The 23,617-nt window shown below is 59.9% G+C and carries 20 protein-coding genes; 12 read left to right on the plus strand and 8 right to left on the minus strand.

All coding sequences use genetic code 11. The features are described 5' to 3' along the window. The first annotated feature begins 223 nt into the window (after positions 1 to 223). Positions 224 to 505, plus strand: coding sequence for a hypothetical protein (locus FEV51_RS13190; RefSeq protein ID WP_171033130.1), 282 nt, complete (start codon positions 224 to 226; stop codon positions 503 to 505). A 163-nt stretch (positions 506 to 668) separates the two neighbouring features. Beyond that, positions 669 to 3,479, plus strand: a complete 2,811-nt coding sequence (locus tag FEV51_RS11825) for a M10 family metallopeptidase C-terminal domain-containing protein (protein WP_138619196.1) — start codon at positions 669 to 671, stop codon at positions 3,477 to 3,479. Between the two features lie 95 nt (positions 3,480 to 3,574). Here FEV51_RS11825 and FEV51_RS11830 read toward each other — a convergent pair whose 3' ends face one another. Continuing rightward, positions 3,575 to 4,264 (minus strand): queuosine precursor transporter, encoded by a 690-nt coding sequence (locus FEV51_RS11830; RefSeq protein WP_138619198.1) that lies wholly within the window; start codon positions 4,262 to 4,264, stop codon positions 3,575 to 3,577. Positions 4,265 to 4,403: 139 nt separating this feature from the next. Between FEV51_RS11830 and FEV51_RS11835 the strand changes: the two genes are divergently transcribed. The 6 genes from FEV51_RS11835 (at position 4,404) to FEV51_RS11860 (ending at position 12,310) form a co-directional block, all read left to right on the plus strand. Then, positions 4,404 to 5,729 (plus strand): NupC/NupG family nucleoside CNT transporter, encoded by a 1,326-nt coding sequence (locus FEV51_RS11835; RefSeq protein ID WP_138619200.1) that lies wholly within the window; start codon positions 4,404 to 4,406, stop codon positions 5,727 to 5,729. A 10-nt stretch (positions 5,730 to 5,739) separates the two neighbouring features. Beyond that, positions 5,740 to 6,669, plus strand: coding sequence for an isopenicillin N synthase family dioxygenase (locus FEV51_RS11840; RefSeq protein WP_138619202.1), 930 nt, complete (start codon positions 5,740 to 5,742; stop codon positions 6,667 to 6,669). A 255-nt stretch (positions 6,670 to 6,924) separates the two neighbouring features. After that, complete coding sequence (locus tag FEV51_RS11845) at positions 6,925 to 9,561, plus strand: TonB-dependent receptor (protein WP_138619204.1); 2,637 nt, start codon at positions 6,925 to 6,927, stop codon at positions 9,559 to 9,561. 117 nt (positions 9,562 to 9,678) lie between these two features. Further along, positions 9,679 to 10,413, plus strand: coding sequence for a TonB family protein (locus FEV51_RS11850; protein WP_138619206.1), 735 nt, complete (start codon positions 9,679 to 9,681; stop codon positions 10,411 to 10,413). Between the two features lie 53 nt (positions 10,414 to 10,466). Further along, on the plus strand, positions 10,467 to 11,504 hold the full coding sequence (locus FEV51_RS11855) for a mannose-1-phosphate guanylyltransferase (protein ID WP_138619208.1): 1,038 nt from the start codon (positions 10,467 to 10,469) through the stop codon (positions 11,502 to 11,504). Further along, entirely contained in the window at positions 11,501 to 12,310 is an 810-nt protein-coding gene (locus FEV51_RS11860) for a class I mannose-6-phosphate isomerase (protein WP_138619209.1), read from the plus strand. Before FEV51_RS11855 ends, FEV51_RS11860 begins: the two co-directional genes overlap by 4 nt. Here FEV51_RS11860 and FEV51_RS11865 read toward each other — a convergent pair. Then, a complete protein-coding gene (locus tag FEV51_RS11865; RefSeq protein ID WP_138619211.1) occupies positions 12,307 to 14,856 on the minus strand; it encodes an HWE histidine kinase domain-containing protein in 2,550 nt (849 codons plus the stop codon). The genes FEV51_RS11860 and FEV51_RS11865 overlap by 4 nt on opposite strands. After that, a complete protein-coding gene (locus FEV51_RS11870) occupies positions 14,853 to 15,374 on the minus strand; it encodes a biliverdin-producing heme oxygenase (RefSeq protein ID WP_138619213.1) in 522 nt (173 codons plus the stop codon). The genes FEV51_RS11865 and FEV51_RS11870 overlap by 4 nt, the downstream gene beginning before the upstream one ends. Positions 15,375 to 15,670: 296 nt before the next feature. Between FEV51_RS11870 and FEV51_RS11875 the strand changes: the two genes are divergently transcribed. From FEV51_RS11875 to FEV51_RS11885, 3 genes are read left to right on the plus strand one after another with little or no spacing between them, the layout of a single operon-like run. After that, positions 15,671 to 16,300, plus strand: a complete 630-nt coding sequence (locus tag FEV51_RS11875; protein WP_246034550.1) for a phage tail protein — start codon at positions 15,671 to 15,673, stop codon at positions 16,298 to 16,300. Positions 16,301 to 16,354: 54 nt separating this feature from the next. Next, entirely contained in the window at positions 16,355 to 16,987 is a 633-nt protein-coding gene (locus FEV51_RS11880) for a phage tail protein (RefSeq protein ID WP_246034551.1), read from the plus strand. A 59-nt stretch (positions 16,988 to 17,046) separates the two neighbouring features. Continuing rightward, positions 17,047 to 17,679, plus strand: a complete 633-nt coding sequence (locus tag FEV51_RS11885; protein WP_138619215.1) for a phage tail protein — start codon at positions 17,047 to 17,049, stop codon at positions 17,677 to 17,679. A 42-nt stretch (positions 17,680 to 17,721) separates the two neighbouring features. On the opposite strand, the gene FEV51_RS11890 is transcribed toward FEV51_RS11885, so the two are convergent. Genes FEV51_RS11890 through FEV51_RS11900 form a run of 3 tightly spaced genes read right to left on the minus strand, consistent with a single transcriptional unit; the run spans position 17,722 to position 19,992 of the window. Further along, a complete protein-coding gene (locus FEV51_RS11890) occupies positions 17,722 to 18,018 on the minus strand; it encodes a polyhydroxyalkanoic acid system family protein (RefSeq protein ID WP_138619217.1) in 297 nt (98 codons plus the stop codon). Next, complete coding sequence (locus FEV51_RS11895; RefSeq protein ID WP_138619219.1) at positions 18,018 to 18,776, minus strand: hypothetical protein; 759 nt, start codon at positions 18,774 to 18,776, stop codon at positions 18,018 to 18,020. The genes FEV51_RS11890 and FEV51_RS11895 overlap by 1 nt, the downstream gene beginning before the upstream one ends. Position 18,777: 1 nt before the next feature. Beyond that, the gene (locus tag FEV51_RS11900) at positions 18,778 to 19,992 is read right to left on the minus strand and encodes a toxic anion resistance protein (RefSeq protein WP_138619221.1); all 1,215 of its coding nucleotides are present in this window, start codon (positions 19,990 to 19,992) and stop codon (positions 18,778 to 18,780) included. 196 nt (positions 19,993 to 20,188) lie between these two features. Between FEV51_RS11900 and FEV51_RS11905 the strand changes: the two genes are divergently transcribed. Further along, complete coding sequence (locus FEV51_RS11905) at positions 20,189 to 21,205, plus strand: PAS domain-containing protein (protein ID WP_138619223.1); 1,017 nt, start codon at positions 20,189 to 20,191, stop codon at positions 21,203 to 21,205. 12 nt (positions 21,206 to 21,217) lie between these two features. On the opposite strand, the gene FEV51_RS13490 is transcribed toward FEV51_RS11905, so the two are convergent. Together FEV51_RS13490 and FEV51_RS11915 are read right to left on the minus strand one after the other, a co-directional pair. Further along, positions 21,218 to 21,589 carry a response regulator gene (locus FEV51_RS13490; protein ID WP_138619225.1) on the minus strand — a complete coding sequence of 124 codons (372 nt, stop codon included), beginning with the start codon at positions 21,587 to 21,589 and terminating at the stop codon, positions 21,218 to 21,220. Positions 21,590 to 21,757: 168 nt separating this feature from the next. Then, the gene (locus FEV51_RS11915; RefSeq protein ID WP_138619227.1) at positions 21,758 to 23,491 is read right to left on the minus strand and encodes a fatty acyl-AMP ligase; all 1,734 of its coding nucleotides are present in this window, start codon (positions 23,489 to 23,491) and stop codon (positions 21,758 to 21,760) included. Between the last annotated feature and the right edge of the window lie 126 nt (positions 23,492 to 23,617).

The raw sequence follows: 23,617 nt of genomic DNA on the forward strand, positions 1-23,617 counted from the left end.
AAGCGTGTCGGATTACACCAATACAAAGCTTGGGGCGGGGGTCATAGGTGATCCATGGCTGACCAAGTGTTCTTTGTGGCACCGGCGGATGAGGCGGATGAACTTTCTGACATTTGCCGGAATGGCCCTGATGTGCGCGGCTTGCACGATTCCCGCCAGAAGTGGCGCGAGCGCAACAGATGCGCATCCGGACCCCGGCCCGATCAGCGAACAGGCGAACATATTGACCACATCTTCTCTCGCATGCTCCGTGAAGGGCTCCGACACCGGCACGATGCCTGAGGCGGAAATTTGCGCGCTTTTTCAAGAGGCGTTTCGTGACAGCAGGGCTACGGCTGTGACAATCGATGTTTCCGAAGGGGGCTACCGCGCCGCTGCGATTGCCACCGCCCCTGACGGCAGTGTGCTGGCAGAATTGATGGTGGCAAGCATGGACCGGAAGCTGAGCCGTAGCACCTGGGACCAGCTGGCGCGCGACATGCTGGCGCAGGTTTCACAAAAATGACACATTTTATGCTAAGATGCAGAGAATCGGTGATTTCTTAATTTTCGATAAGGTTTCTAGCAGCGGCTCGCAGTGAGGCGCGGCGAAATTATGACGGTTTTGGTTTTGGGTTCGACGCCGCTCTCGGGATGAGCGCGCACAGGACGGCACGGGAGTATTTTGCGTGAGTTATTTGTTCGATCAACGTTCTTTCCAGTTCAACCGCTTCGATGCGGACATGGGGCTCAACTTCGGGCGCGCCGGTTCGCGCGCGGCGATGTGGAGCGATGTCGGCGTAAGCCATCATGATGGCCACGATCATTTTAAGATGACTGCCAGCCTGTTTGCTGACAGCACTTCCAGCCAGGCACCGGTTGATCTGGCTGCAGATGTTCCGGGCGACAGCGGCACCGGCGTGACCGTAACCATTGGTGACATGGTCTATGACATGCTCGAAGTGGCTGGCGACCATGACTGGTTCCGTATCGACTTGGCCGCTGGCCAGACGCTGAGCATCGTCCTGACCGGCTATGGCGACGACAGCCTGATCGATCCCTATCTCTACCTGCGCGATGCCTCGGGCAATCTGGTTGCCGAAAATGACGATGTCACGCCAGGCAGCGACCGCAATTCACGTATCGACTTCGAGGCTACGACCGCAGGCACCTATTACATCGACGTAGGCGCGTGGGACGAAGGCTATGCCGGTGATTACCAGCTGCAGATCTTTGATTCCGAAGCGACGACCGATGCAATCACGGCCAATGCCTCCACCACTGCATCCATGCTGGTTGGTGCGCCGTTCCACGGCGTTATCGAAACCCCCTCTGATCACGACTGGGTAGCGATCGAACTGGTCGCTGGAACTGAATATCAGGTTGACCTGTCGGGTGCTGGCCCGAATGCGCTGAACAACCCTTACCTGATCGTCCGTGATGCGGCGGGCAACATCGTTGCGGAAAACGATAACACCAATGGGCTCGATTCAGCGGTGACCTTCACTGCGACGACCAGCGGGACTTATTACATCGACGCCAGCGCGGCCTTCAGTGGTGGCACGGGCGAATATCTCATCGAAGTAACTCCGCCGCTGCCGATCTTCACTTTCGACCAGATTGCCAACCAGCTCACCAACACTTTCTGGGGCGGCGAGCAGCATGCCTTTGTCGTGGGCGCAGACAACAGCCTGACGGTCAATCTCACCGGCATCAATGCAGATGGTCAGGGGCTGGCCCGTGCCGCGCTGCAAAGCTGGACCGATGTAACCGGAATCCAGTTTGTCGAAACAAACGGCGCTGCCGAAATTACTTTTCAGGACCATGAGTCCGGTGCCTTCGCAAGCTCGACCTATAACGGCAGCGGCGCCATCGTCAGCTCGACGGTAAACGTTTCGACGCAGTGGATCGCCAATTATGGCACCGCTCTGGACGATTATTCGTATCAGACCTTTATCCATGAAATTGGTCATGCACTGGGCCTTGGCCACGGCGGCAACTACAATGGCAGCGCTGAATATCCGGATGATGCCACCTATCAGAACGATAGTTGGGCAACCACGGTAATGTCGTATTTCAGCCAGACCGAAAATGACTATTTCGCTGACCAGGGCTTCACCCGTGCTTCGGTCACCACGCCGATGAATGCGGACGTTGTGGCGATGCGGGTTCTATATGGCCTGTCCTCGGATACCCGGCTGGGCAACACCACCTACGGCTTCAATTCTAACGCCGGAAGCACTGCGTTCGATGCCACTGTGTTTAACGACACGGCCTATACCATCGTCGACAGCGGCGGCATTGATACACTGGATTACAGCGGGTTTTCACAGGACCAGCTGATCGATCTGCGGCCCGAGTATTTCATGAATATCGGGCCTGCAATCGGCAACGTCATGATTGGCCGTGGCACCTTCATTGAAAATGCGATTGGCGGTTCTGGCGCCGATACGATTAATGGCAACCAGTTTAACAATGCACTGACTGGCTGGGCCGGAGCCGATGTGATCAGTGGCTTCGGTGGCCGCGACACGCTTCAAGGCGGAAACGGTAATGATACGCTGAACGGCGGCCAGCACCTCGACACCGTCTATGGTGGCGGCGGCGCTGATGCCATCAATGGCGGCGGCGCCAATGATTTGCTGTATGGCGAAGGCGGCAACGACACTATTCTTGGCGCAAATGGTAACGACTACATCGACGGCGGTGCCGGCAACGACACCATCAATGGCGGTGTCGGCTCCGACGAAATTTTTGGCGGTGACGGTGACGATACGATCAGTGGAGGGCATGGCCTGGATGTGATCCATGGCGGCCTTGGTGAAGACACCATCAATGGCGGCTCGTTCGCTGACACCATCTTTGGTGACGAGGGTAATGACACGCTGCTCGGCGGGCCAGGCTCCGACACCATTTATGGCGGTGCGGACAATGATTCGATATCGGGCGGAAATGCCAACGATACGCTCTATGGCGACGGCGGCAATGACACCATCAATGGCAATAATGGCGCCGATACCATCGACGGCGGTGCGGGAATCGACCGCATCTCTGGCGGTCTTGCAGCAGACATCCTGACAGGCGGCGGTGGCAATGACCTGTTCGTCTTCGACAGCCTGCTGGGCGGTCCGAATATCGACCAGATCACCGATTTCACCAGCGGTTCTGACACGATCAATCTTGATCGCGCTATCTTCACAGGCATCGGATCAGACGGCGCATTGGCAGGTTCGGCCTTCCGGGTCGGCACTGCGGCGCAGGACGCGGATGATCGCATCATCTACACGCGCAGCACGGGAGAGATCTTCTATGACGCCGATGGCGTTGGTGGGGCCGACGCGGTGTTGTTTGCCAAGGTGGATGCCGGGATGGTGCTCAGCGCCAGCGACTTCGCAGCCTTCTCGGCCAGCGCAGCAGCGGGCTCAGGTGCCAAGGGCGGCGATGCAATGTTCGCGCCGCTCGAATCGCTGCACGGGGTCGATATCTTCGCAATCGTCTGATCGGTTTGCAGACCAGAATCAAAAGCCGGGGCGAAGCGCAGTGCTTCGCCCCGGCTTTTTGTTTCAGCGACTGGCCAAGTAGCCAGCTGTCAGGGTCAGCGTGACCGGTCCAGCCACCGCGCCAGTGCCACGCCGCCGGTAATCAGGAACGGCACCAGCGCCAGGCTCAACACCACCTTGGCGATCACCTGCCCGATCAGCAGATTTGTAATGTCGAACTCACCATAAAAGGCCAGCGTGACAAAGATCACCGAATCGACCGCCTGGCTCAGCGCGCTGGCGATGGCCCCGCGCAGCATCAGCGAGCCAGTGGTACTGGGCTCGCCCCCGCCGCGAAGCCGCTCGAAAATCCAGACATTGAGCAGCAAAGAGATCAGATAAGCGAACGGCCCCGCCAGCCAGACCCGCCAGGTGGATGCGTGGACACGCCCGAAGGCGGCCAGATCATCAGGGCGCATGCTGATCATCTCGGTCGAGGCGGGCAGCGCCAGTACCAGTTGCATCAACGCCGCTGCCACCCCCAGCGGGATAAAGCCCCACCAGATGATGCGATTGGCGATTTTCTGCCCGTAAAGCTGCGCCACCGTGCTGGAAATCACGACCAGCAACAGGAAAGCAAAGATCCCCGCCTCGACCGACAGATCGGTGGGTGGCAATTGTACCTGCTTGAACGCCAGCACGCCCGCCAGCACCGTCATCCCCCCGTACAGGAGCATATAGACGAACAGGCCGCGCGGCATTGCGGCGGCGGCCAATTGGGTATCGTTGGTGGGGGTATCGGTCATGATCGGAGGGAGGTCCGTTCGCTGGAACTGTTCAAAGGATGGGCGGCTTGGGGCTGCGAAAATTGACTAACGCCGCGCTACGCGCAAGACAGCGCGCGCTTTCATCCGCAATTAGTCTCCTGTCTACCGAAAGGCTCGCATGCCGCCCTTCCTTACCAGCCTGCTCGGTATCCTCGCAATTATGCTGATCGCTTTCCTGTTGTCGACTGGCAAGCGGCGTATCAGTCTGCGAATCGTCGGGGCGGCTTTCGCGCTTCAGGCGCTGATGGCGTTTCTGGTGCTGGCGACCAGTTGGGGCCGTGCGGCAATCCAGGGGATGTCCAACGGCGTGGCGGCGTTGCTTTCCTATGCCGATCAGGGGACACAGTTCCTGTTCGGTCCGAACGAAACCAACCCGCTCGCCAACACCTTTGCGCTGGGCGCGCTGCCGGTGATCATTTTCTTCGCTGCGCTGGTTTCGATCCTCTATCATCTTGGCATCATGCAGCGCGTCGTGCGCTGGGTCGGCGGGGCAATTGGCTGGGTGACCGGCGTGTCCAAGGTCGAATCGCTGGGCGCCGCAGCGAACATATTTGTTGGCCAGTCGGAAAGCCCGCTGGTGGTACGCCCCTATCTGGCGGCGCTCGCGCCCAGCCAGCTGTTCACATTGATGACGGTTGGTATGGCGGGCGTCGCAGGCACCATTCTGGCTGCCTATGCCGGGCTACTGGGGTCGGACTACCTGCCCTTCCTGCTCGCCGCCGCATTCATGTCGGCACCTGGCGGCATCCTGATGGCCAAGATTATCATGCCGGATGATCAGGATGAAGCTGAGGCGAACGCGGCAGAAGATGATATCACACTGCCAAAGGCCCGCATCAGCGCCGAAGGGCCTGCCGCTCTGGTCGAGGGCGGCAAGGCGCATGAGGTCGAAGTCGCCGAAACTTTCGAAGAAGGGCACAAGCCCGCCAATGTCATAGAGGCTGCAGCCCAAGGCGCGCAGACCGGTGTTAAGCTGGCGGTGGCCGTAGGCGCGATGGTGCTGGCCTTTGTGGCGCTGGTGGCGTTGGCCAACGGCCTGCTTGGTGGGATCGGCGGCTGGTTCGGGCGTGACGATCTGTCGTTCCAGATGCTCCTGGGCGCGGTGTTTGCGCCGGTGATGTATCTGATCGGCATTCCATGGGAGCAGGCAGGCACGGCTGGCGGCCTGTTCGGCACCAAAATCGTGCTGAACGAATTCGTCGCGTTCATTGATCTGGGCGCGCTGGACGCTGCGGCGCTGAGCGAACGTAGCCGCGCCATTGTGACCTTTGCGCTGTGCGGTTTTGCCAATTTCAGCTCGATCGCGATCCAGATGGCAGTGACCGGGGGGCTTGCACCCAACCAGCGGCCCGTTATTGCAAGGCTTGGCCTGCGCGCGCTGGCTGCGGGTTCGCTGGCGAACCTGATGAGCGCGGCGCTGGCGGGCCTGTTCCTCCCCTATTGAGAACCCGCCCATGTCTGACATTGCTTCTGTATCAATCGCCCGCCCGCTCAATGAAGTTGCCGAGGAAATCGGCCGCAGCTTCGAGGAGTACGGCTTCGCGGTCATCCGCGACCATGGCATCCCGCAGGAGCTGATCGACCGGGCCGAAGCGCTGTCGAAGCAGTTCTTCGCGCTGCCAGCGGCCACCAAGCAGGCGTACAAGATCGAAGGCAGCGGCGGCGCACGCGGCTATACCCCGTTCGGGGTTGAGCGTGCCAAGGGTGCCGAAGTCCACGACCTCAAGGAGTTCTGGCACGTCGGGCGCGACTTGCCGCAAGGCCACGCGCTGGCCGAATTCATGGCACCCAATGTCTGGCCGGATGAAGTTGCAGGTTTCGAGGAGGCTTTCTCCGCACTCTACGCCGCCTTCGAGGCCGCCGGGGCCCGCGTGCTCGAGGCCACCGCGCTGCACCTTGGCCTGCCGCAAGGTTTCTTCGCGCCGACGGTCGAGGACGGCAATTCAGTGATGCGGCTGCTGCATTATCCGCCTCTGCAGGATAAATCCGCAGAGGGCGCGATCCGCGCGGCGGCTCATGGCGATATCAACACAATCACGCTGTTGCTGGGGGCAGAGGAGGCCGGGCTGGAACTGCTGACCCGGCAGGGCGAGTGGCTGGCAATCGATCCGCCAGCGGGCGCGCTGGTCGTCAATATTGGCGATATGCTCGACCGGCTGACCAATGGCCGTCTCCGCTCCACCACACACCGCGTGATAAACCCGGTGGGCGAGGCGGCGTACCGGGCACGCTATTCAATGCCCTTCTTCCTGCATTTCCGGCCCGATTACACTATCGAAACACTGGCCGAATGCATCGATCCGGCGCGGCCCGACGATCATCCCGAGCCAATTTCCAGCCATGATTTCCTGCTGCAACGATTGCGCGAGATCAATCTGGCGTGATCCGATTGTAGGGCGCGCAAAGCTGTGGCGCGAACGCAATAGAATCGAAATTTTTGCTGCTGTGGCGTTTTCGCAACAGCGGTAAATGTCTGGTTTATTGCCGGAAATCGAGCATCAGTGGCTTCATGTGCACACGCGCCGCCGGGCAGTCTTGACTCTGTAACAAAACGACCGTTTGGGCAGGCCGTGTCCGCGGCGTGCGGGCTCTGCACAGACATTCAAATTTTTCCGACCACGAGTGAAGGGGTCTCCTCGATGAAGTTCAAGTATCTGCTGGCAGTCTCGGTCGCCGGCCTTTCCGCCGCGCTGGCCGTTCCCGCCGCCGCCCAGTCGACCGGCTCGGTCGATTTTGACGATGAGAATGTGATTGTCGTTAGCGGCGCACGCGCCTCTGACGTCGGCGGGGTCGATATCCCCGACACGACCAAAGCGAAGCAAGTTCTCACCGAGGAAATCATCCGTCGCCAGCGCCCCGGCCAGACGGTTAATGACATCGTCAATCTGGTCCCTGGCGTGAGCTTTCAGAACAACGACCCCTGGGGTTCGTCGGGTGGTGGTTTCACCATTCGCGGCTTTGGCGCGGATCGTGTTTCGCAGACGCTCGACGGCCTGCCGCTAAACGATTCGGGCAATTATGCCCTTTACACCAACCAGCAGGTCGATCCTGAAGTGCTGCAGTCGGTTAACGTCAACCTCGGCACCACCGACGTCGACAGTCCGACCGCTTCGGCAACCGGCGGCACGATCAACATTCGTACCCGCGAGCCGGGTGACGAGTTTGGCATTGTTGCAACGATGACTGTTGGTGATGTGCTTGCAGCGGGTGCTTCGGACACGCTCTATATGCGCGGCTTCGGCATGATCGACACCGGTGACTTCACCGGCTTCGGCACCAAGGCTTTCGTCTCGGCCAGCTACACCACATACGGCGTTCCCTATAACCCGTATGGCAAGATCAATAAGACCCAGTTCAATGGCCGCATCTGGCAGGACATTGGCTCCAACGGTGATTTTGTCTCCGTATCGGGGCACTACAACCAGAACCGCAACAACTTTGCCGGTTCGGAAAGCATTGGCGATCTGATCATCCTGGGTGATGACAGTGTGACGGACGTGGTCGAGGCCACGCTAGGCACGAGCGGCAAGCGTTCGCGCTTCGACCTCTATCAACTGTCGGGCGACTATCCTTGCACGATCGATCCCAGTCAGGTTGTCGGCAATGGCGGCAATGCGGGCGTTTCGGATCGCTATAACGACCGTGGCGGTTGTGGCTCCGCATTCTACCGCCGCTATAATCCGTCGGACACCGGCAACATTCGCGGTGCATCGCGTTTCTCGATCACCGACAGCCTGACCTTTACGCTGGACCCGAGCTATCAGTTCGTGAAAGCCAACGGGGGCGGTCCTGACGATCTTCGTGAAGCGTTCTTCACCGTCAATGGCGGTTCGTACACTGGCGCGTTCAATGGCGGCTACTACTTCGGCCGCGACCTGAACGGCGACGGCGACCTGAGCGATCGTCTGGCAGGCAATGACCCCAGCCAGACCAAGACTGACCGTTACGGCGTTGTGTCAAACCTGATTTACGACATCAACGACGATCACCGTGTCCGTGTTGCCTATACGTGGGACCGTGCGCGTCATCGTCAGACCGGCCAGATCAGCACGATGCTGCCCAATGGTGAGCCGATTGACGTGTTTGCAATCGATGCGCCATTGCTCGACGTGAATGGCAATGAAGTCAACAAGCGTGACCGCTTGTCATTCGCAATCCTGCATCAGGTTTCGGGCGAATACCGCGGCCGCTTTGGCGACCTGACGGCGGTTCTGGGCCTGCGCGCACCGTTCTTCACGCGTGAACTGACACAGAACTGCTTCACCACGTCGGCTGGCGGTTTTGTCGATTGCCCGGCTGCGGGTCAGGATCTTTCGAACTACATCAACGATCCTTTCAACGCCGATCACGCTGCGCCGCAGACGCGTACCTATAAATACAACGAGCTGTTGCCCAACGTTGGCTTCACCTATGACTTCGGCGCTGCTTCGGTGTTCGGCAACTATGCTAAGGGCCTTTCGGTCCCCGGAACGGATCCGCTGTACGATTCGCTGTATTTTGCTGACAATGCATTTGCCCGTCCGGTTCCCGAGACTACCGATAGCTTCGATCTGGGCCTGCGTTTCCAGAGCGGAAACATCCAGGCACAGCTTGGCGCGTATTACACACAGTATGACAATCGTCTGGCAACAGCATTCGACCCCGAAGCCAACGATGGTGAAGGTGAATTTGTTTATCGCAACCTTGGCCGTGTGAACAAATACGGCATCGATGGTTCGATCGCATGGCGTCCGACCTCCACCACGCTCCTCTACCTCTTCGGTTCGTATAACGATTCCGAAATCAAGGAAGATGTGGCCGATGGCACATGCAATCAGTTTGAAGTCGATAATGCGTTCTATAGCTGCAACGCTCTCAACGACATTCAATTCCTGCCAACCGGCGGGAAGTCGGAATCGGGTTCACCGCAGTTCTCCTTCGGCGCGCGCGGGCAAATTGCTCTCGGCGACTTTGAGTTTGGTGCGCAGGTCAAGCGTACTGGACCGCGGTTCCTGAACGATACAAACTTGGATGTGACCGACGAATTCTTGGTCAATGGCACGACCGTTGAATACAACTATGGCGCCAAGGCTCCTGCCTACACGCTCGTGGATCTCGACATCCGTTGGACGATTGCTGAAAACCCGTTCGGCAAAGACGTCGCTCTGCAGCTTAATGTGACCAATTTGCTCGACGAATACTATGTCGGCTTCTTCGGTGGTTCGCTGGACAGCTTCGGCTTTGCGCAGATCGGTGCACCCCGCGCTGCCAGCCTGTCGCTGGTCTTCGGCTACTAAGCCTTCACGACCTGCCAAGAATTGCGGGCGGTCTTTTCGGGGCCGCCCGTTTTCGTTGTGCGCAGTGTTGCGGGGGGTCTTGCGGAACGCGGGTGCGGTGCGCATCGTTGATCCGGCATGACTCAACCGGCGACCAATTTCAGCGCGACCAGGAAGCGGTTCAATCCGTGGGTCGTGTTTGTGATTGTCCTGATCCACATCGGGATATTCTATGTGCTGATCCGGGCGCTGGCCCCCGGCGTGGTCAGCAGCGTTGAACGCAGCGTGCTGTCGACATTCACCGTCACGGTCACTGCGCCTGAACCGCCGCCTCCGCCGCCGCCCGAGGCCGCACCACAAGACGAGGGCGCACAAGGCGATCCGGGGCGTGATGCGGTTCCCAAGCCCGTCACAGCGCCCACCCCAAAGATCCCAATCCGCAAAGACCCGCCCGCGCCCAAGGTCGCCTCGACCGGCGCGGCCACCACCGCTGGCGCAACCGATAGCGGTCAGGGCACCGGGGCCGCCGGTCAGGGGCAGGGCACGGGCAGCGGCAATGCCGGTACAGGACGCGGCGGCGGCGGGCCGGTCACCAAACCTGTCCTGATCGCAACCATCAGCGATGCCAGCGCCTTTCCAGTGCCGGAGGGCGGCCGCAAGGCACGGATCGGCAAGTCGGTCATCGTCAGGCTGATGGTATCCACAGAAGGCCGTGCGACCAGCTGCCGCATCCACCGCCCCAGTCCGTTCCCCGAAACGGACGCCACTGTTTGCCGTCTAGCCATCGATCAGGTGCGCTTCAAACCGGCTACCAATGCCGCCGGGCAGCCGGTTGCCGCGCCGTTCTATTACCAGCAGCGTTTCTTCAACTGACAGGATGCCCAACGCAGGCTAATGATGCAGGATATTTGGGGAAGGCAGGCGGTTTGGCAGAGCGCATACATCCGGTAATCCTGTGCGGCGGCAGCGGCACACGGCTGTGGCCGCGCAGCCGCAAGGCGCTGCCCAAGCCGTTTCTCCCGCTGCTGGGGCCGCTCACGCTGTTCCAGCAGGGCCTCGACCGGACCAGCGATGCGCAGCTATTTGCACCTGCCACAGTGGTGGCGGGCAAGGCGCATGTCGCGGTGATCGAGAGCCAGCTGGGTGAGGCGGGCGAAGCCGCGCTGATTGTCGAACCGGCTGCTCGCAACACTGCGCCTGCTATCGCCCTGGCGGCGCACCGCCTGCCGAGTGATGCTGTGATGCTGGTGTGCCCAAGCGATCATTATATCGCCGATCAGGAGGCGTTTCTCAGCGGCGTGGCGAAGGCGGCAGCATTGGCGCGCGAAGGCTATCTGGTGGCTTTCGGCATCACGCCAACCCGGCCCGAAACCGGCTATGGCTATATTGAATGCGGCGACGCCTTGGGCAGTGGCCAGCGGGTGGCGCGTTTTGTCGAAAAGCCTGATGCGGAGCGCGCGCGGGCGTTTCTCGATAGCGGTGATTTCGTCTGGAACGGGGGAATTTTCGCGTTTCGCGCTGGCGATTACCTTGATGAACTGGCCCGCCATCGCCCTGACATGGCCGCCGCAGTCCATGCAGCGGTTGCTGCGGGCAGGGCGGTCGGGCAGCGCTTCCATCCTGATGCCGCGGCGTTCGCGGGCATCACCGGGGAATCGATCGACTTTGCAGTGATGGAGAACACCGACCGTGCTGCTGTGGTCGCCGCCGATATGGGCTGGTCGGACATTGGCGACTGGAGCGCGCTGATGGCGGCGCGCGGCGTTGATGACGCAGGCAATGCCTTGGCGGGGCGTGCTGACATCACCGGCGGCAGCGGGGTGATGGTTGAAAGCGACGGCCCGCGCGTATCGGTGGTTGGACTGTCAAACATCATCGTGGTGGTCGATGGTGACGAAGTGCTGGTGACTGCACGCGATGCGGCGCAGGATGTCGGCAAATTGCCCGGCGCAATTTCGCAATGACGCAGGCTGTCCTCCCCACCAAGACCGTGGCGAAAATATGGGGCCGCGAGACCTTGCCAGCGCCCTTTACCGCGCCCGCTGGCGAGCGGATCGGTGAGATCTGGTTCGACCCGCCGCCAGCGCTTGATCGTCTGCTGGCGAAATACCTCTTCACCAGCGACAAGCTGTCTGTACAGGTCCACCCGCGCGACGAGGATCTTGGCGGCGCGGGTAGCGGCAAGGAAGAATGCTGGCTGGTGATCGCCGCCGAACCGGGCGCAAGGCTGGCGCTGGGCTTCTCCGCGCCTGTCGATCCCGAGCAGATGCGTACGGCGGCATTGGACGGCAGCATCGAGGATCTGCTCGACTGGCGGGACGTTTCCGCAGGCGAATTCTTCTACATCCCTGCCGGGACTGTCCACGCCATCGGTGCAGGCCTGTCGCTGGTCGAAATTCAGCAGAACAGCGAGATAACCTACCGCCTGTATGACTATGGCCGCCCGCGCGCATTGCATCTGGACGAGGCGATTGCTGTTGCCAGTGGCGGCGTGTTCGACGCGGGGCGCTATGCCAGCACAATCGCCGCCGACGAGACCAGGCTGCTGGTCGACGGCCCGAAATTCCGTCTGGCCCAAATCGCGGGGTACGCTGAAGGCGCCGCAGCGATCCTTGGCAAATTTACCGGAGCAGCCCAGCTGCTACCGCTCAGCGGCTCCGTCCGGGTCGCCGATCTGACCGTCGAGCCCGGCCAATCGGCCTGGGCCAGCGGGTTTCAGGATGTGACCTTCGCATCGGAAGGGCGCTGCCTGATCGCCGCGCCGCTTTAGCTGGTCTCGCCAAAGGCCTTGAGAATGCGTGCCAGATCGTCCTTGCCATAGGGCTTGGTCAACAGGCCGCGCGCGCCCATCTCCTCCAGCCGGTCTTCCATTTCGCCATATCCGGTCGCCAGCCAATAGGGGATGCCGCGCGCTTTCAGCTCTTCGGCCACGCGCTCACTACTTTCCTTGCCGAGATTGTAATCGAGCAGCGCAAGGTCCGGCGTGTCCTTGCCAAGCGCATCGAGCGCACCGGCAACCGTGCTTTCAAGCTGGACTGTTTTGACGCCTAACTCGCGTAGGCAATCCTCGGTATCCAGCGCGATGATCATGCTGTCTTCGACGAGCAGGACAGTTGCGGGCACATTGGACAATTCTGACATCAACACCGCCTTCTTCTCGCGCTCATTTGCACCCGCATCCTCTTTGGACACCCAGGTAATAAAGCGACTGGGGATGCAGAATGCGGCCTCTACACCTTTAAGCTTGTAGTCGATCGACGCATTCCCTTCGAGCTCAAACGGGATTGAGCGTTCGATAATCGTGCTGCCAAAGCCGCGCCGCTTGGGCGGTTTGACCGGCGGGCCGCCAATTTCGCGCCATTCCAGAAGCATTTCGTCGCCCGATCCGCGCATGATGGTCACATCAAGCTGGCCCGACTGGTCGCTTAACGAGCCGTATTTGGCGGAATTGGTCATCATCTCGTGGATGACCAGCGCCAGCACAGTGTATGCTTCGGGCGATATCATGACGTACGGGCCGGTGATCACCATCCGCTCCCGCTGCTCCGAGATGTAGGCTTCCGCCTCGGTCTCGAACAATTCGCGCAAGGGTGCGGGCGACCAGTTGCCCTTGGTAATATTGTCGTGTGCCGAGGCGAGCGAATTGATCCGTCCGCCCACTATCTCAGCAAAATTCTCCACGCTGCTGGCTTCGCTGCGTGATTTGTTGATGAGGCCACGGATCAAATTGAGGATGTTACGAACCCGGTGATTGAGCTCGGCAATCAGCAATTCCTGTTGCTGCTGCGCCTTGGTACGTTCTTCCACCACTTCATCGGTCAACCGCAGGATAATTTCCAGCAGCGTGACGCGCAGGCTTTCGGCGATCTGCAGCTCTGCGGGCGACCACTGCTTGCTCGTACCGTCGACCGATTCCTGCCAAGCTTCAAAGCTCTTGCGCGGAGTCAGTCGTGCGCCATTGGGTCCGAAATCAACCGCTTTCTGCGGATTGCCGGCCCAGGTCACGGTCTGCTTCAGCTCTCGGCGCCACAACACAAGATGGTCGCGCGGTGTGCGCGAGATCGGGATGACCAGTGCACCCACAGCGCGGTCGGCAAAACGTGCGGCCTCGGGAATCCGGTCGGGCAGCGCGGTGCTGGCCAGCACTCTGCTGGTCGCCGCGCCGTTCAGCGCTGGCAGGATCGCCCGGAATTCCTCCTCGTTCGGAGCCTTCCCGCGCGCTTCATAATGGCCTTCGACAAAGACGCTGATCCCGTCATGCGCGATCACCTGATCGATGATCGGGTCCAGTGTCGGCAGGCTTTCGGCCAGCGCCGTACCAGAAACGATGTCGCGCATCAGCCGGTCATGAACAGTGCGTCCCACTTCGCGCAGCTTGGAATTTTCCAGCGATAGCGAGCGTTCGAGCAGCAGCGAAAACAGCTCCGAAAATAGCTCTGTCGCGGTGCGCTGGGCATAGGGCAGCACGCGGGGGGCATAATGATGGCAGGCGAAGAGACCCCACAATTTGCCGCCGATAATAATCGAGATCGACAGCGATGCCTCGACCCCCATATTGCGCAGATATTCCAGATGGATCGGGGATACCGAACGCAGCGTGCTCATGCTGAGATCGAGCGGTTCGCCTTCCACGCTGACGCCCGGCTCGATGGGAACGGCAGTGCCATTGACGTCGCTGATGATGCGGATGCGGTTGCGGACATACAGCGCGCGGGCCTGCGCGGGGATGTCCGATTTGGGGTACCGTAGCTGGTAGAAGGATTCCAGATCATCGCGCCGCGCCTCGGCAATGACTTCGCCGCTCAGATCATCGTGGAAGCGGTAAACCATGACCCGGTCGAAGCCGAGCGTCTCGCGCAATTCATGCGCTGCGTGTTCGGTCAGCGCATCGACGGTATCGTGCTTGTCCAGCCGCGACATGACCGGGCGAAGCCGCGCAAATTGGCGGTCGCTCTCCCCGGCGACATGCGGTTCGATCTCGATAATCTGGTTCGGTCCGGACGTGTGAATCGCGCAATCGAAAAGCTGGCCATTGCCGGCCAGATCGACACCGAACAGCCGCTCTACCTGATCGTCTTCGGCCAATTCGCTGACAGCGCTGCGGAGGGCATTTACTGCGGCAGCATTCAGATAGGGTGCGAGTCTGGTGCCCAGCTTGATCGGCTTGTCAAGGCCGATGATCGCTTCCAGATTGGCAGAGCGCTGCGACACCAGCCAATCGCCATTGACCGCCACCAGCGCGCCAAAATCCTGGATCTGGCCAAGTTGATGGATCGGCTCCCGGTCACAATTGCTGAGATCGACCTGCTCGTTCATGCGACTTCCTTGATGGTGTAGTGATTGGCGGCCAGACGAAACAATGCGAACACTGCATTGGCGCCGGTAACCGCATGATGCGCCGCTTCGGGCGATGCAATGGTGTCGAGAGTTGGGCGAAGCGCCTTCCAGAACTGCGGCATCGCATCGTCAGACAGGAAGCGGTCGGCACCGTTCAGCCCCAATTTGCGCCGCTGCGCCAGCATCGCGCGATTGCCCAGCGATGAGCCCGCCAGAGTCCACGCAACCCCGGTCAGCGCGCCGGAATGCTGCAGCGGGAAAGCGCCAAAATCTGGCGGTGCCGCCAGGTTAAGCTCGGCAAGATCTGCGGCTATCAAATGGGTCTGCGGCGGCGGTGTGATCGCGCCGGAATCCTGTACGGCCAGCCAATTCTCGATCGGCAAACGCGCTGCATACTGCACACGCAGGAACGCGCCGAAATCCCCATCGCCGCCGATCGCAAACGCGCCAAGACCCGCGTCCAGCGCATCATGCGCCGCGCGTGTTTCTTGCCGCAAGATTTCTCTCAGGCTACGACCCCTGGTGGCTGACAAATAGACGCCCCTGTTCCCTCGCCGAAGCGACCCTTGTTGTGTGGATTTCCGAAACGCGCGGCGTCTGTACGTTGGCCGCATGATAGGATTTCCACGCAGCAAAAGCGCTTGAACCCGAAAACCGTTCCAGCAGCGGACCGTATTTTTAATTGGCTGAACTCTGCTCATGCCTCCTAGCCTGCCGACAGGTTGTGGATGATTGTTAATTTCCGTTAATGTGCTAGAAAGCTAACCAAGTTGCGAAGACTGGGAGGTTGGCAGTGCAAAGCTACAAGAAAATCGTCGGATTGTTGATGGCCGGGGCTATGGCAGGCGGCGTTGCGCAGCCCGCCCATGCTGGTGATGACCCATTTATTGGGCAGATCACCAATTACGGTTTTAACTTCTGTCCGCGCGGCTGGGCGGCGGCAAATGGCGCAATCTTGCCAATTTCATCAAACACTGCATTGTTCAGCCTGTATGGGACGACTTTTGGCGGCGATGGGCGGACGACTTTCCAATTGCCCGATCTTCGCGGCCGGGTGCCGCTTGGCGACGGCAGGGGGCCGGGTCTTTCCGACATTCGGCTCGGAGAGCAGGGTGGGTTAGAGACTGTCACATTGACGGCGCCAGAACTGCCATCACACACGCATGCACTCAACGGGTCACTCAGTCTCAGGACAAGTACGTCCGCTCCTGATACCAATGATCCTAATGGTGCGGCGCTGGCGACATTTCCCAGCGATCGGAACATTTATTCAACCAGCGCGAGAGACCGGCCGGGTATGCCGGTGGTGGGGCAGATTACACTTGCCAATACCGGCGGCGGTCAGGCGCATGAAAATCGCCCGCCTTTTCTGGTGATGAACTGGTGTGTTGCGATTCAGGGAACTTACCCTTCTCGCAGTTAGGCGGAAAAAGATCGGTAACATAAATAGCGGCAATGCGGGTTTGGGAGTGTGGATATGACGATCGGCAAGAAATTTGCGGGCACAGTGATGGCGGCGGCAATGGTGAGCGGCAGCGCGCAAACCGCGCAGGCGCAGGCCTCAGAGCCATATATCAGTCAGCTCATTACGACTGGCGCCAATTTTTGTCCGCGTGGCTGGGCCCGGGCCGAGGGGCAATTGCTGGCAATTAGTGGGAATGATGCGCTGTTCAGCCTGGTCGGCACCATTTACGGCGGTGATGGCAGGACGACATTTGCATTGCCGGATTTGAGAGGACGCACGCCAATTGGTTATGGAGTAGGTCCTGGTCTCCAATCCTATTCTATTGGCCAAAGAAGTGGGGCGGAACAGATTACCCTGACCCCGCTTGCCATGCCCACGCATACGCATAATGTCGGGGGTAGCCTGAATCTCAGGACCAGCACGTCGGGGCCAGATACCAATGATCCCAATGGCAACGCGCTGGCGACCGCACCTGAGGGTCAGAACAATTACACCACTGCCGCACGCAATCGGCCGGGGATGCCTGTGGTTGGTCAGGTCACTATCTCCAATACTGGCGGCAGCCAGCCGCATCAGAACCGCCAGCCTTACGTGGGGTTGACCTGGTGCATCGCTCTGTTCGGTATCTATCCTTCGCGGAATTAGAACTAGGCATTCACCACATTTAATGGCGATACTGCAGAGGCAGGTTTGGGAGACAGATTATGGTTGGAAACGGAAAATTTGCAGGATTTCTGATTGGTACCGCGCTGATGTCGAGCAGTGCCCCACCCGCCCATGCACAAGCCACACCTTATCTCGGCGAAACGGTGATTTTCGGGATGAATTTTTGCCCGCGCGGTTGGGCCTCGGCCTCGGGTCAGCTTCTCGCAATTAGCCAGAATACGGCGCTATTTAGCCTGCTTGGCACTCAATATGGCGGCGACGGCAGGACGACCTTTGCATTGCCTGATCTGCGCGGGCGGGCAACAATTTCGTACGGACAAGGTGGCGGGCTGTCCAATTATTTGATTGGCCAACGAGGTGGACAGGAAACTGTCACGCTGACCGAAGCCACCATTCCTGCGCATACGCACATTGCCAGTGGGTCGCTAAGCTTGCGGACCAGTACTGGGGCTCCGGACACGAATGATCCGAACGGTGCTGCTCTGGCCACTATGCCTGCTACACAGGCTGGCCCTTACACCACCGGCAACAGAAACCGTCCGGGAATGCCGGTTGTCGGTCAAATCACTCTTGATGCAACGGGTGGCAGTCAAGCGCACGAAAATCGCTCGCCTTATCTGGCGATGAATTGGTGCATTGCGACCCAAGGGCTGTTCCCTTCCCGCAATTAGGATGGCGTTACCGGCACTGCGCCGGTCGTCATTATGGCCAGTTTAGGTGAGCAGTTTCTGCCCCTGCTGGCGGATCGCGCCAGCCACCATCGGCTCGACGAACGCAAGCGCGGGCGGCAGGTCGATTTCAAACACCACCTGACCCTCTTCGATCAGCACGCGGCCATCGACGGTCTGCCCCATCGCCTTGACGTTCAGCGTCATGCAATCCTCGCCCGGCCAGGCGGTTGTGACCTGCGCAATGCCGCCAGGGACAAAATTGCCGATATCGCCGCTGCGGCTGGCCAGGCGGTGGCGGACTTCTTCTTTGGGCAGTGAATGGGGAATGGGGACGCGCATCAGGGTTTGTGCTCCAGTTCCGGGGCGGTCTGCGCCCCGCTGCCAAATTTGTAATCGAGATAGCGGTTCTTGATCGCCAGATCGTCCAGCGAGCCCTCGGCCAGCTGGCGGGTGATCGAATCGATTTCGCCGCTGATCTTGCCAAGGCTGTCGGTCAGCTGTTCGTCGGGCGTGGCACCGGCCCGTTGCTCGGTGCGCAGATGGGCCGGAATCTTGCGATAGCTTTCGACCATCTGCGGCAGCTGCTCACCCACCAGACTGCGAATTTCGCGCGCCTTGACGTGGTTCTGGTCAAGCCCGTCGAGCTGATGACCCAGCCCATCAAGCTGGACCCCGATCTGATCAACCAGAGTGACCGCGGGCGGCGGCAGGGCAGGGCGCTGCGCCTCCAGCCACAATTCGGTGCGGCTGACCATCTGCTGGACATCACCGCGATTGAGGTCGGCGCGCTTGGGAACCTTGAGCTTGGGATAATTGCCCAGCACTGCCACCGCGACGACGCTGGCCAGAATCAGCGCCATCACGCCAACCACGCCGATCCCGTTTAGAATTACGCCAATCATTCCCGTGGCGACCCAAATCCCGAACAGCACCAATGCGATGTTGCGGATCTTGCGGGTTAGGTGCTTTTTCTTGAGCTTGGCCGACCCCTCGCCAATTGACAGCGCGCGCCGATGCCGCCCGCCCGCGCGGTTGTCATCGCGCACGATCCGGGCCTCCTGAAGCAGGCGGTCGCTTTGCTGGGTCAGATCGCTCAAGTCAGCTCTCCACCGTCAACAGCGCGCTTTCGCCCAGTTGCTGCTGCGCCTGTGACTGGCCTTCGGCGCGGGCGATATAGCCCTTCGATTTCTCGACCTCGTCGGACAGCGTGTTGACGGTCTGCTTCATGCTGTCGAGCGCGCGCAACTTGAAGGAATCGACCTCGTCCATAGTGTCGTAAATGTTCTGGAAGGCGCGCTGCAGCGTTTCGAGCGGGATGGTGCTGGATGCCGCCTGTTCGTGGATCTTGCCGGTCTGTTCGCGCAGCATCGTGCTGGTGGAATCGATGATCCCGGCGGTGGTCTGGTTGAGCGCAGTGATCTGGCCCAACACCAGACGCTGGTTGGTCATCGCTTCGGCCACCGTTACGGCCGTGCGCAATGCGCCCACTGTGGTGGTGCTGGCGCGGTCGACGCCCTTGACCAGTTCGACATTGTTTTTCTTGACCAGATCCAGCGCCAGATAACCCTGAACCGAAACCGCCATCTGTGTCAGCAAATCCTGCGTACGCTGGCGGACATAGAACAGTGCGGTCTCGCGGATCGCCTTGGCCTTGGCCGGATCGGTTGCGTCCAGTTCGAGCGCCTTCTCCTCCAGCTTCTCGTCCAGCTTCTTGGAGATATGGATCATCTGTTCCAGATTGCCCATCGCCTCCCACAGCTTCTGCCGTTCGACGTCGATGGCGGCATTGTCCATGATCAGTTCGTCCTTGCCGCTGGCAAGGTTGCCCAGGATCGACTGGATATGCGTCTGCGCGCTTTGATAGCTGCGGAAATAATTGGTCAGCTTGTTGCCGAACGGGATGATGCCCAGGATCTTGCGCGGGCCAGACAGCTTACCGCGTTTGCCGGGGTCCAGATCCTCCACCACGCGGCGCAGTTCGGCCAGATCGCTGCCGACACCTTCGTCCTTGTCCATCGCGCGGATCGGCCGGTCGAGGAAGCGGTTCGACATGCCTGCTGCCGCCATGATTTCCTTGCGGCCCATATTGGTCAGCTGATCGACCTTCTTGCCGAATTCGGGAGAATTGGCGTCGATCGTGACCAGATCGGTAACAAAGCCATCAACCTTCTGGTCCAGCTTGCTCTTCACCTCATCACCCACCGGGACCAGCCCGGCGGCCTTTTCCGGTGCGACAGTTGGCACCGGATCCGGCGGCGTCAGGTCGAAATCATTCGCTGTTGCGGTGGCGGTCTTGGTCTGGCTGTCGCTCATGGTGCCGAAATGCTCCCGTTTCGATCTTCGAGCCCGTGACAGGGCCTCAGTCTGTATTAGTGCCGTAAGACACGGCTTTCAAGCTTAGCCTAGACTATCATAGGTAGGATTCGGAGAAAAAAGCGTTATGTGTTAGCGCCGAAGGAGTCGACTGGTAATTTCAGGGTCGACTGGTCGACTGGTGGGGAGCGCGGATATGTCAGGTGATTTTGTAGCGCGCTTTGCCGATCAGACGCAGGATGTGCTCAAGGCCATCCTCGACAAATCTCAGGATTGCATCAAGCTGCTCAGCCTTTCCGGCGAAGTCGAATATGTGAACCACAATGGCTGCCAGGCGCTGGCGGGCGGCGACTTCGCTGCGCTTACTTCCAGAAGCTGGGCCGATATCTGGCCAGACGACAGCCGCCCCAAGCTCGATGCCGCGCTGGCCAGGGCCGTGCGTGGCGAGCGGGGGCGCTTTGAAGGCTATTGCCCGGGTGCCGATGGCGAGCCGCGCTGGTGGGATGTCGAATTGTCCCCGGTCATGAATGGCGACGGCAAAATGACGCATGTCCTGGCCATCTCGCGCGATATTACCGTGTCGATGCAGGAGCGGATGCAGGACCGGATGCGGCGCGAAACCGCAGAGGCCGAGGCCGAGCGGTCTGACAATGTTGCGCGCGAGATGCGGCACCGGCTCAAGAACTTGCTGGCGGTCGTGTCATCGGTCGCCAAGCTGATATCGCGCCATGCGACCAGCCCGCGCGAAGTGATCGACCGGCTGGAAATCAAATTGCAGAATTTGGCGCATGCCCAGGATTTACTGACGATCAGCCGCGATCAGCCGGTCAATGCCGCGGTTGCAATCCAGCAGGTGCTTGATGCGAGCGGCGCAGGCGAAAAGGTAACTGTTGCGGCCCTGCCTGACGCCCGGCTGGGCGATGACGCTATCCAGCAATTGGCGCTAATCCTAGGCGAATTACAGACCAATTCGCTCAAATACGGTGCGCTGGGCAGCGATGCAGGGCAAATCACGCTGAGCGCGACGCTGCAGGATGCGGTGATGTGTCTTCACTGGCATGAGGACACCGGAGCGCCAATGTCGCCGCCGGAAAAAGAGGGTTCGGGATTTTTGCTGATGCAGCGGCTGGGTTCGACCAGCAATCACCGCGCCAAGATCCATTGGCACGACAATGGCCCAGCCTTCGACTTCTACATTCGCGTAGTAAGCTGACAGGAAACTCGCTTATTCGGATGTAGCTAGTCCGTGGAGAGTTTCGACAATCTTTCCGCGCGGGGTAGGCTTTTCCAAACACACATAAGCGCGAAACTGTTCGGGCAAGGTATCCAGACTGCAACGTGCGCTGATAAAGGCGAATGGCACCTGATGCTGTTGAAGCTCGCGTGCGAGTGGCCAAACCTGTTCTCCGCCCAGATCGACATCGAGCAAGGCGGCATCCAGCTGGTTCTGGCGGGCAAGCTGCAAGCCGGTCGTCAGATCAAGCGCTGGGCCGACTGTCTCGACTTCCAGGTCCACAAGCAAATCATCAATGTCGTAAGCGAGTACGGGGTTGTCCTCGACAATGAGAACGCGTTTCCCGGTTAATTTCTGCAACATGATAAAGCACCACAATCATCACAAGGTGCGACCCTTGCGTATGAGGGCTAAACGGTTGGGGAATCGCGGGGTTCCGCCGCTAAACGCTAAAGCGAAGGAGTTTCGCGACAATCCGAGAAGGCGTTGAAATTGCTAAATGTTAATGTTCCACAATGGCAACACTTCGCGTCAGGCGGCCAGATCCAGCGGTTGAATTTCACCTGCAAGATATTGCCGCTTTGCCTTGGCGCGGCTGAGTTTGCCTGAACTGGTGCGCGGCAAAGTGCGTGGCGGGACCAGTTCGACCACGCAGCTCATGCCGGTGACCGAGCGCACCTTGTCGGCGATCTGGTCACGCAGGCGAACGCGCTCTTCAGGGTCGGATACGCGGCAATGGACCAGTACTGCGGGGGCTTCCTCACCATTTTCTGTCTCGACAGAAAAGGCGGCAATATCGCCGTGATTGAAGCCGGGCAGCTGTTCTACCGCCCATTCAATATCCTGCGGCCAGTGGTTCTTGCCGTTGATGATGATCATGTCCTTGGCGCGTCCGACAATGAACAGATAGCCATCCGCCATATAGCCCATGTCGCCAGTATCCAGCCAGCCATCGACCAGACAGTCCTCGGTCGCTTCCTGATTGCGGAAATAGGAATGCATCACGCTGGTACCGCGGCACCAGACTTTGCCGATCTGATGATCGCCCTTGGCACTGCCATGTTCGTCACGAATGGCCACATCCATACCGGGCAGAGGTTTTCCGCAATTGACTATTGCCCGGTAACGCGCCGGTTTGCTGAGATCACGCGGATAGCCTGACAGGCGCTCTTCCTCGACCAGTTCGACCCGAATACCTTCGCCCGGCGGCATCACAGTGACCGCCAAGGTTGCTTCGGCCAGGCCATAGCTGGGGGTGAAGGCCTTGGCCTTGAAGCCTGCCTCGGAGAAGGCGTTCACAAAGCTTTGCATCACATCGGGGCGGATCATGTCCGCGCCATTGCCCGCAGTGCGCCAGCGCGACAGGTCGAAGCGGTCGGACACATGGCTCTGACTGGAAATGCGGCGTGCGCAGATGTCATAGCCGAATGTGGGTGAGTAGGAGAGCGTGGTGCCCTTGTTACGGCTGATCAGGTCAAGCCATGCCAGCGGGCGCCGCGCGAAATGTTCGGTGCGCAGCAAATCGACCGACACCTGGTTCGAAATCAATGACAGGAAACAGCCGACCAGCCCCATATCATGATACCACGGCAGCCAGCTGACCACGCGGTCGTTCATGCCGATATGCATTGCGGTGGCATGGCCGAACAGATTGTGCAGCAGCGCGCGGTGCGTCACCGCCACGCCAGTGGGGAAGCGCGTCGAGCCGGAAGAATATTGCAGATAGGAAATATCGTCTGGCTGCGCCTCGGGCAGCTCGCAATCGCTTGCGGGCCGCGCGGAGAATTCCTCCCACGTCTGGCCTTCACAGCCTTGCCGATCCGCCGCCGCCTTTGCCATTTCGGCAATGTCCGAGGGATAGAGCAGGATCTTGGGATCGCTGCTATCCAATTGGACCGACAGCTGATCGATATAGCTTTCCTTGCCGCCAAAGGTGGTCGGCAGCGGCAGCGGCACGGGCCACACACCGGCGTAGATACAGGCGCAGAACATCGCGGCGAATTGCGCACTGGTTTCGGCAACCAGCGCCACGCGGTCGTCCTTCTGGAAACCGGCAGCAATCAGCTGGCCGGCGCCCTTCAGCGCGTCTTCGCGCATCTGCGAGAAGGGATAAACTGTTTCCAGTTCCCCGCGCATATCGTGAAAATTAAGGCCTTTCTGGCTTCGCGCGGCGTAGTCGATCGCCTCGTTAAAGGTCGCGAAATCGGATCTGCGGCGCGGCAGATCGCAATCATTCGGCGTCGGCGTCAGAGCGGCGTCGGTCATATATTTGGCGTTACCCGTGAAGTTACAGTGACTTGCTGTCACTCTCATATGATTTGACCGCATGCTTCCCACACATACGGCCCGGCAGTCTTTCCCATTTGGCAAGGACTGTGGCACGATTATGAC

The organism is Qipengyuania marisflavi (assembly GCF_005884405.1).
Lineage (GTDB): Bacteria > Pseudomonadota > Alphaproteobacteria > Sphingomonadales > Sphingomonadaceae > Qipengyuania > Qipengyuania marisflavi.

Excerpts from the sequence above, each read along its gene's own strand:
- FEV51_RS11830 (WP_138619198.1), bottom strand. The coding sequence starts at position 4,264 with ATGACCGATACCCCCACCAACGATACCCAATTGGCCGCCGCCGCAATG.
- FEV51_RS11835 (WP_138619200.1), top strand. The coding sequence starts at position 4,404 with ATGCCGCCCTTCCTTACCAGCCTGCTCGGTATCCTCGCAATTATGCTG.
- FEV51_RS11840 (WP_138619202.1), top strand. The coding sequence starts at position 5,740 with ATGTCTGACATTGCTTCTGTATCAATCGCCCGCCCGCTCAATGAAGTT.
- FEV51_RS11845 (WP_138619204.1), top strand. The coding sequence starts at position 6,925 with ATGAAGTTCAAGTATCTGCTGGCAGTCTCGGTCGCCGGCCTTTCCGCC.
- FEV51_RS11850 (WP_138619206.1), top strand. The coding sequence starts at position 9,679 with ATGACTCAACCGGCGACCAATTTCAGCGCGACCAGGAAGCGGTTCAAT.
- FEV51_RS11860 (WP_138619209.1), top strand. The coding sequence starts at position 11,501 with ATGACGCAGGCTGTCCTCCCCACCAAGACCGTGGCGAAAATATGGGGC.
- FEV51_RS11865 (WP_138619211.1), bottom strand. The coding sequence starts at position 14,856 with ATGAACGAGCAGGTCGATCTCAGCAATTGTGACCGGGAGCCGATCCAT.
- FEV51_RS11880 (WP_246034551.1), top strand. The coding sequence starts at position 16,355 with ATGACGATCGGCAAGAAATTTGCGGGCACAGTGATGGCGGCGGCAATG.
- FEV51_RS11885 (WP_138619215.1), top strand. The coding sequence starts at position 17,047 with ATGGTTGGAAACGGAAAATTTGCAGGATTTCTGATTGGTACCGCGCTG.
- FEV51_RS11890 (WP_138619217.1), bottom strand. The coding sequence starts at position 18,018 with ATGCGCGTCCCCATTCCCCATTCACTGCCCAAAGAAGAAGTCCGCCAC.
- FEV51_RS11900 (WP_138619221.1), bottom strand. The coding sequence starts at position 19,992 with ATGAGCGACAGCCAGACCAAGACCGCCACCGCAACAGCGAATGATTTC.
- FEV51_RS11905 (WP_138619223.1), top strand. The coding sequence starts at position 20,189 with ATGTCAGGTGATTTTGTAGCGCGCTTTGCCGATCAGACGCAGGATGTG.
- FEV51_RS13490 (WP_138619225.1), bottom strand. The coding sequence starts at position 21,589 with ATGTTGCAGAAATTAACCGGGAAACGCGTTCTCATTGTCGAGGACAAC.
- FEV51_RS11915 (WP_138619227.1), bottom strand. The coding sequence starts at position 23,491 with ATGACCGACGCCGCTCTGACGCCGACGCCGAATGATTGCGATCTGCCG.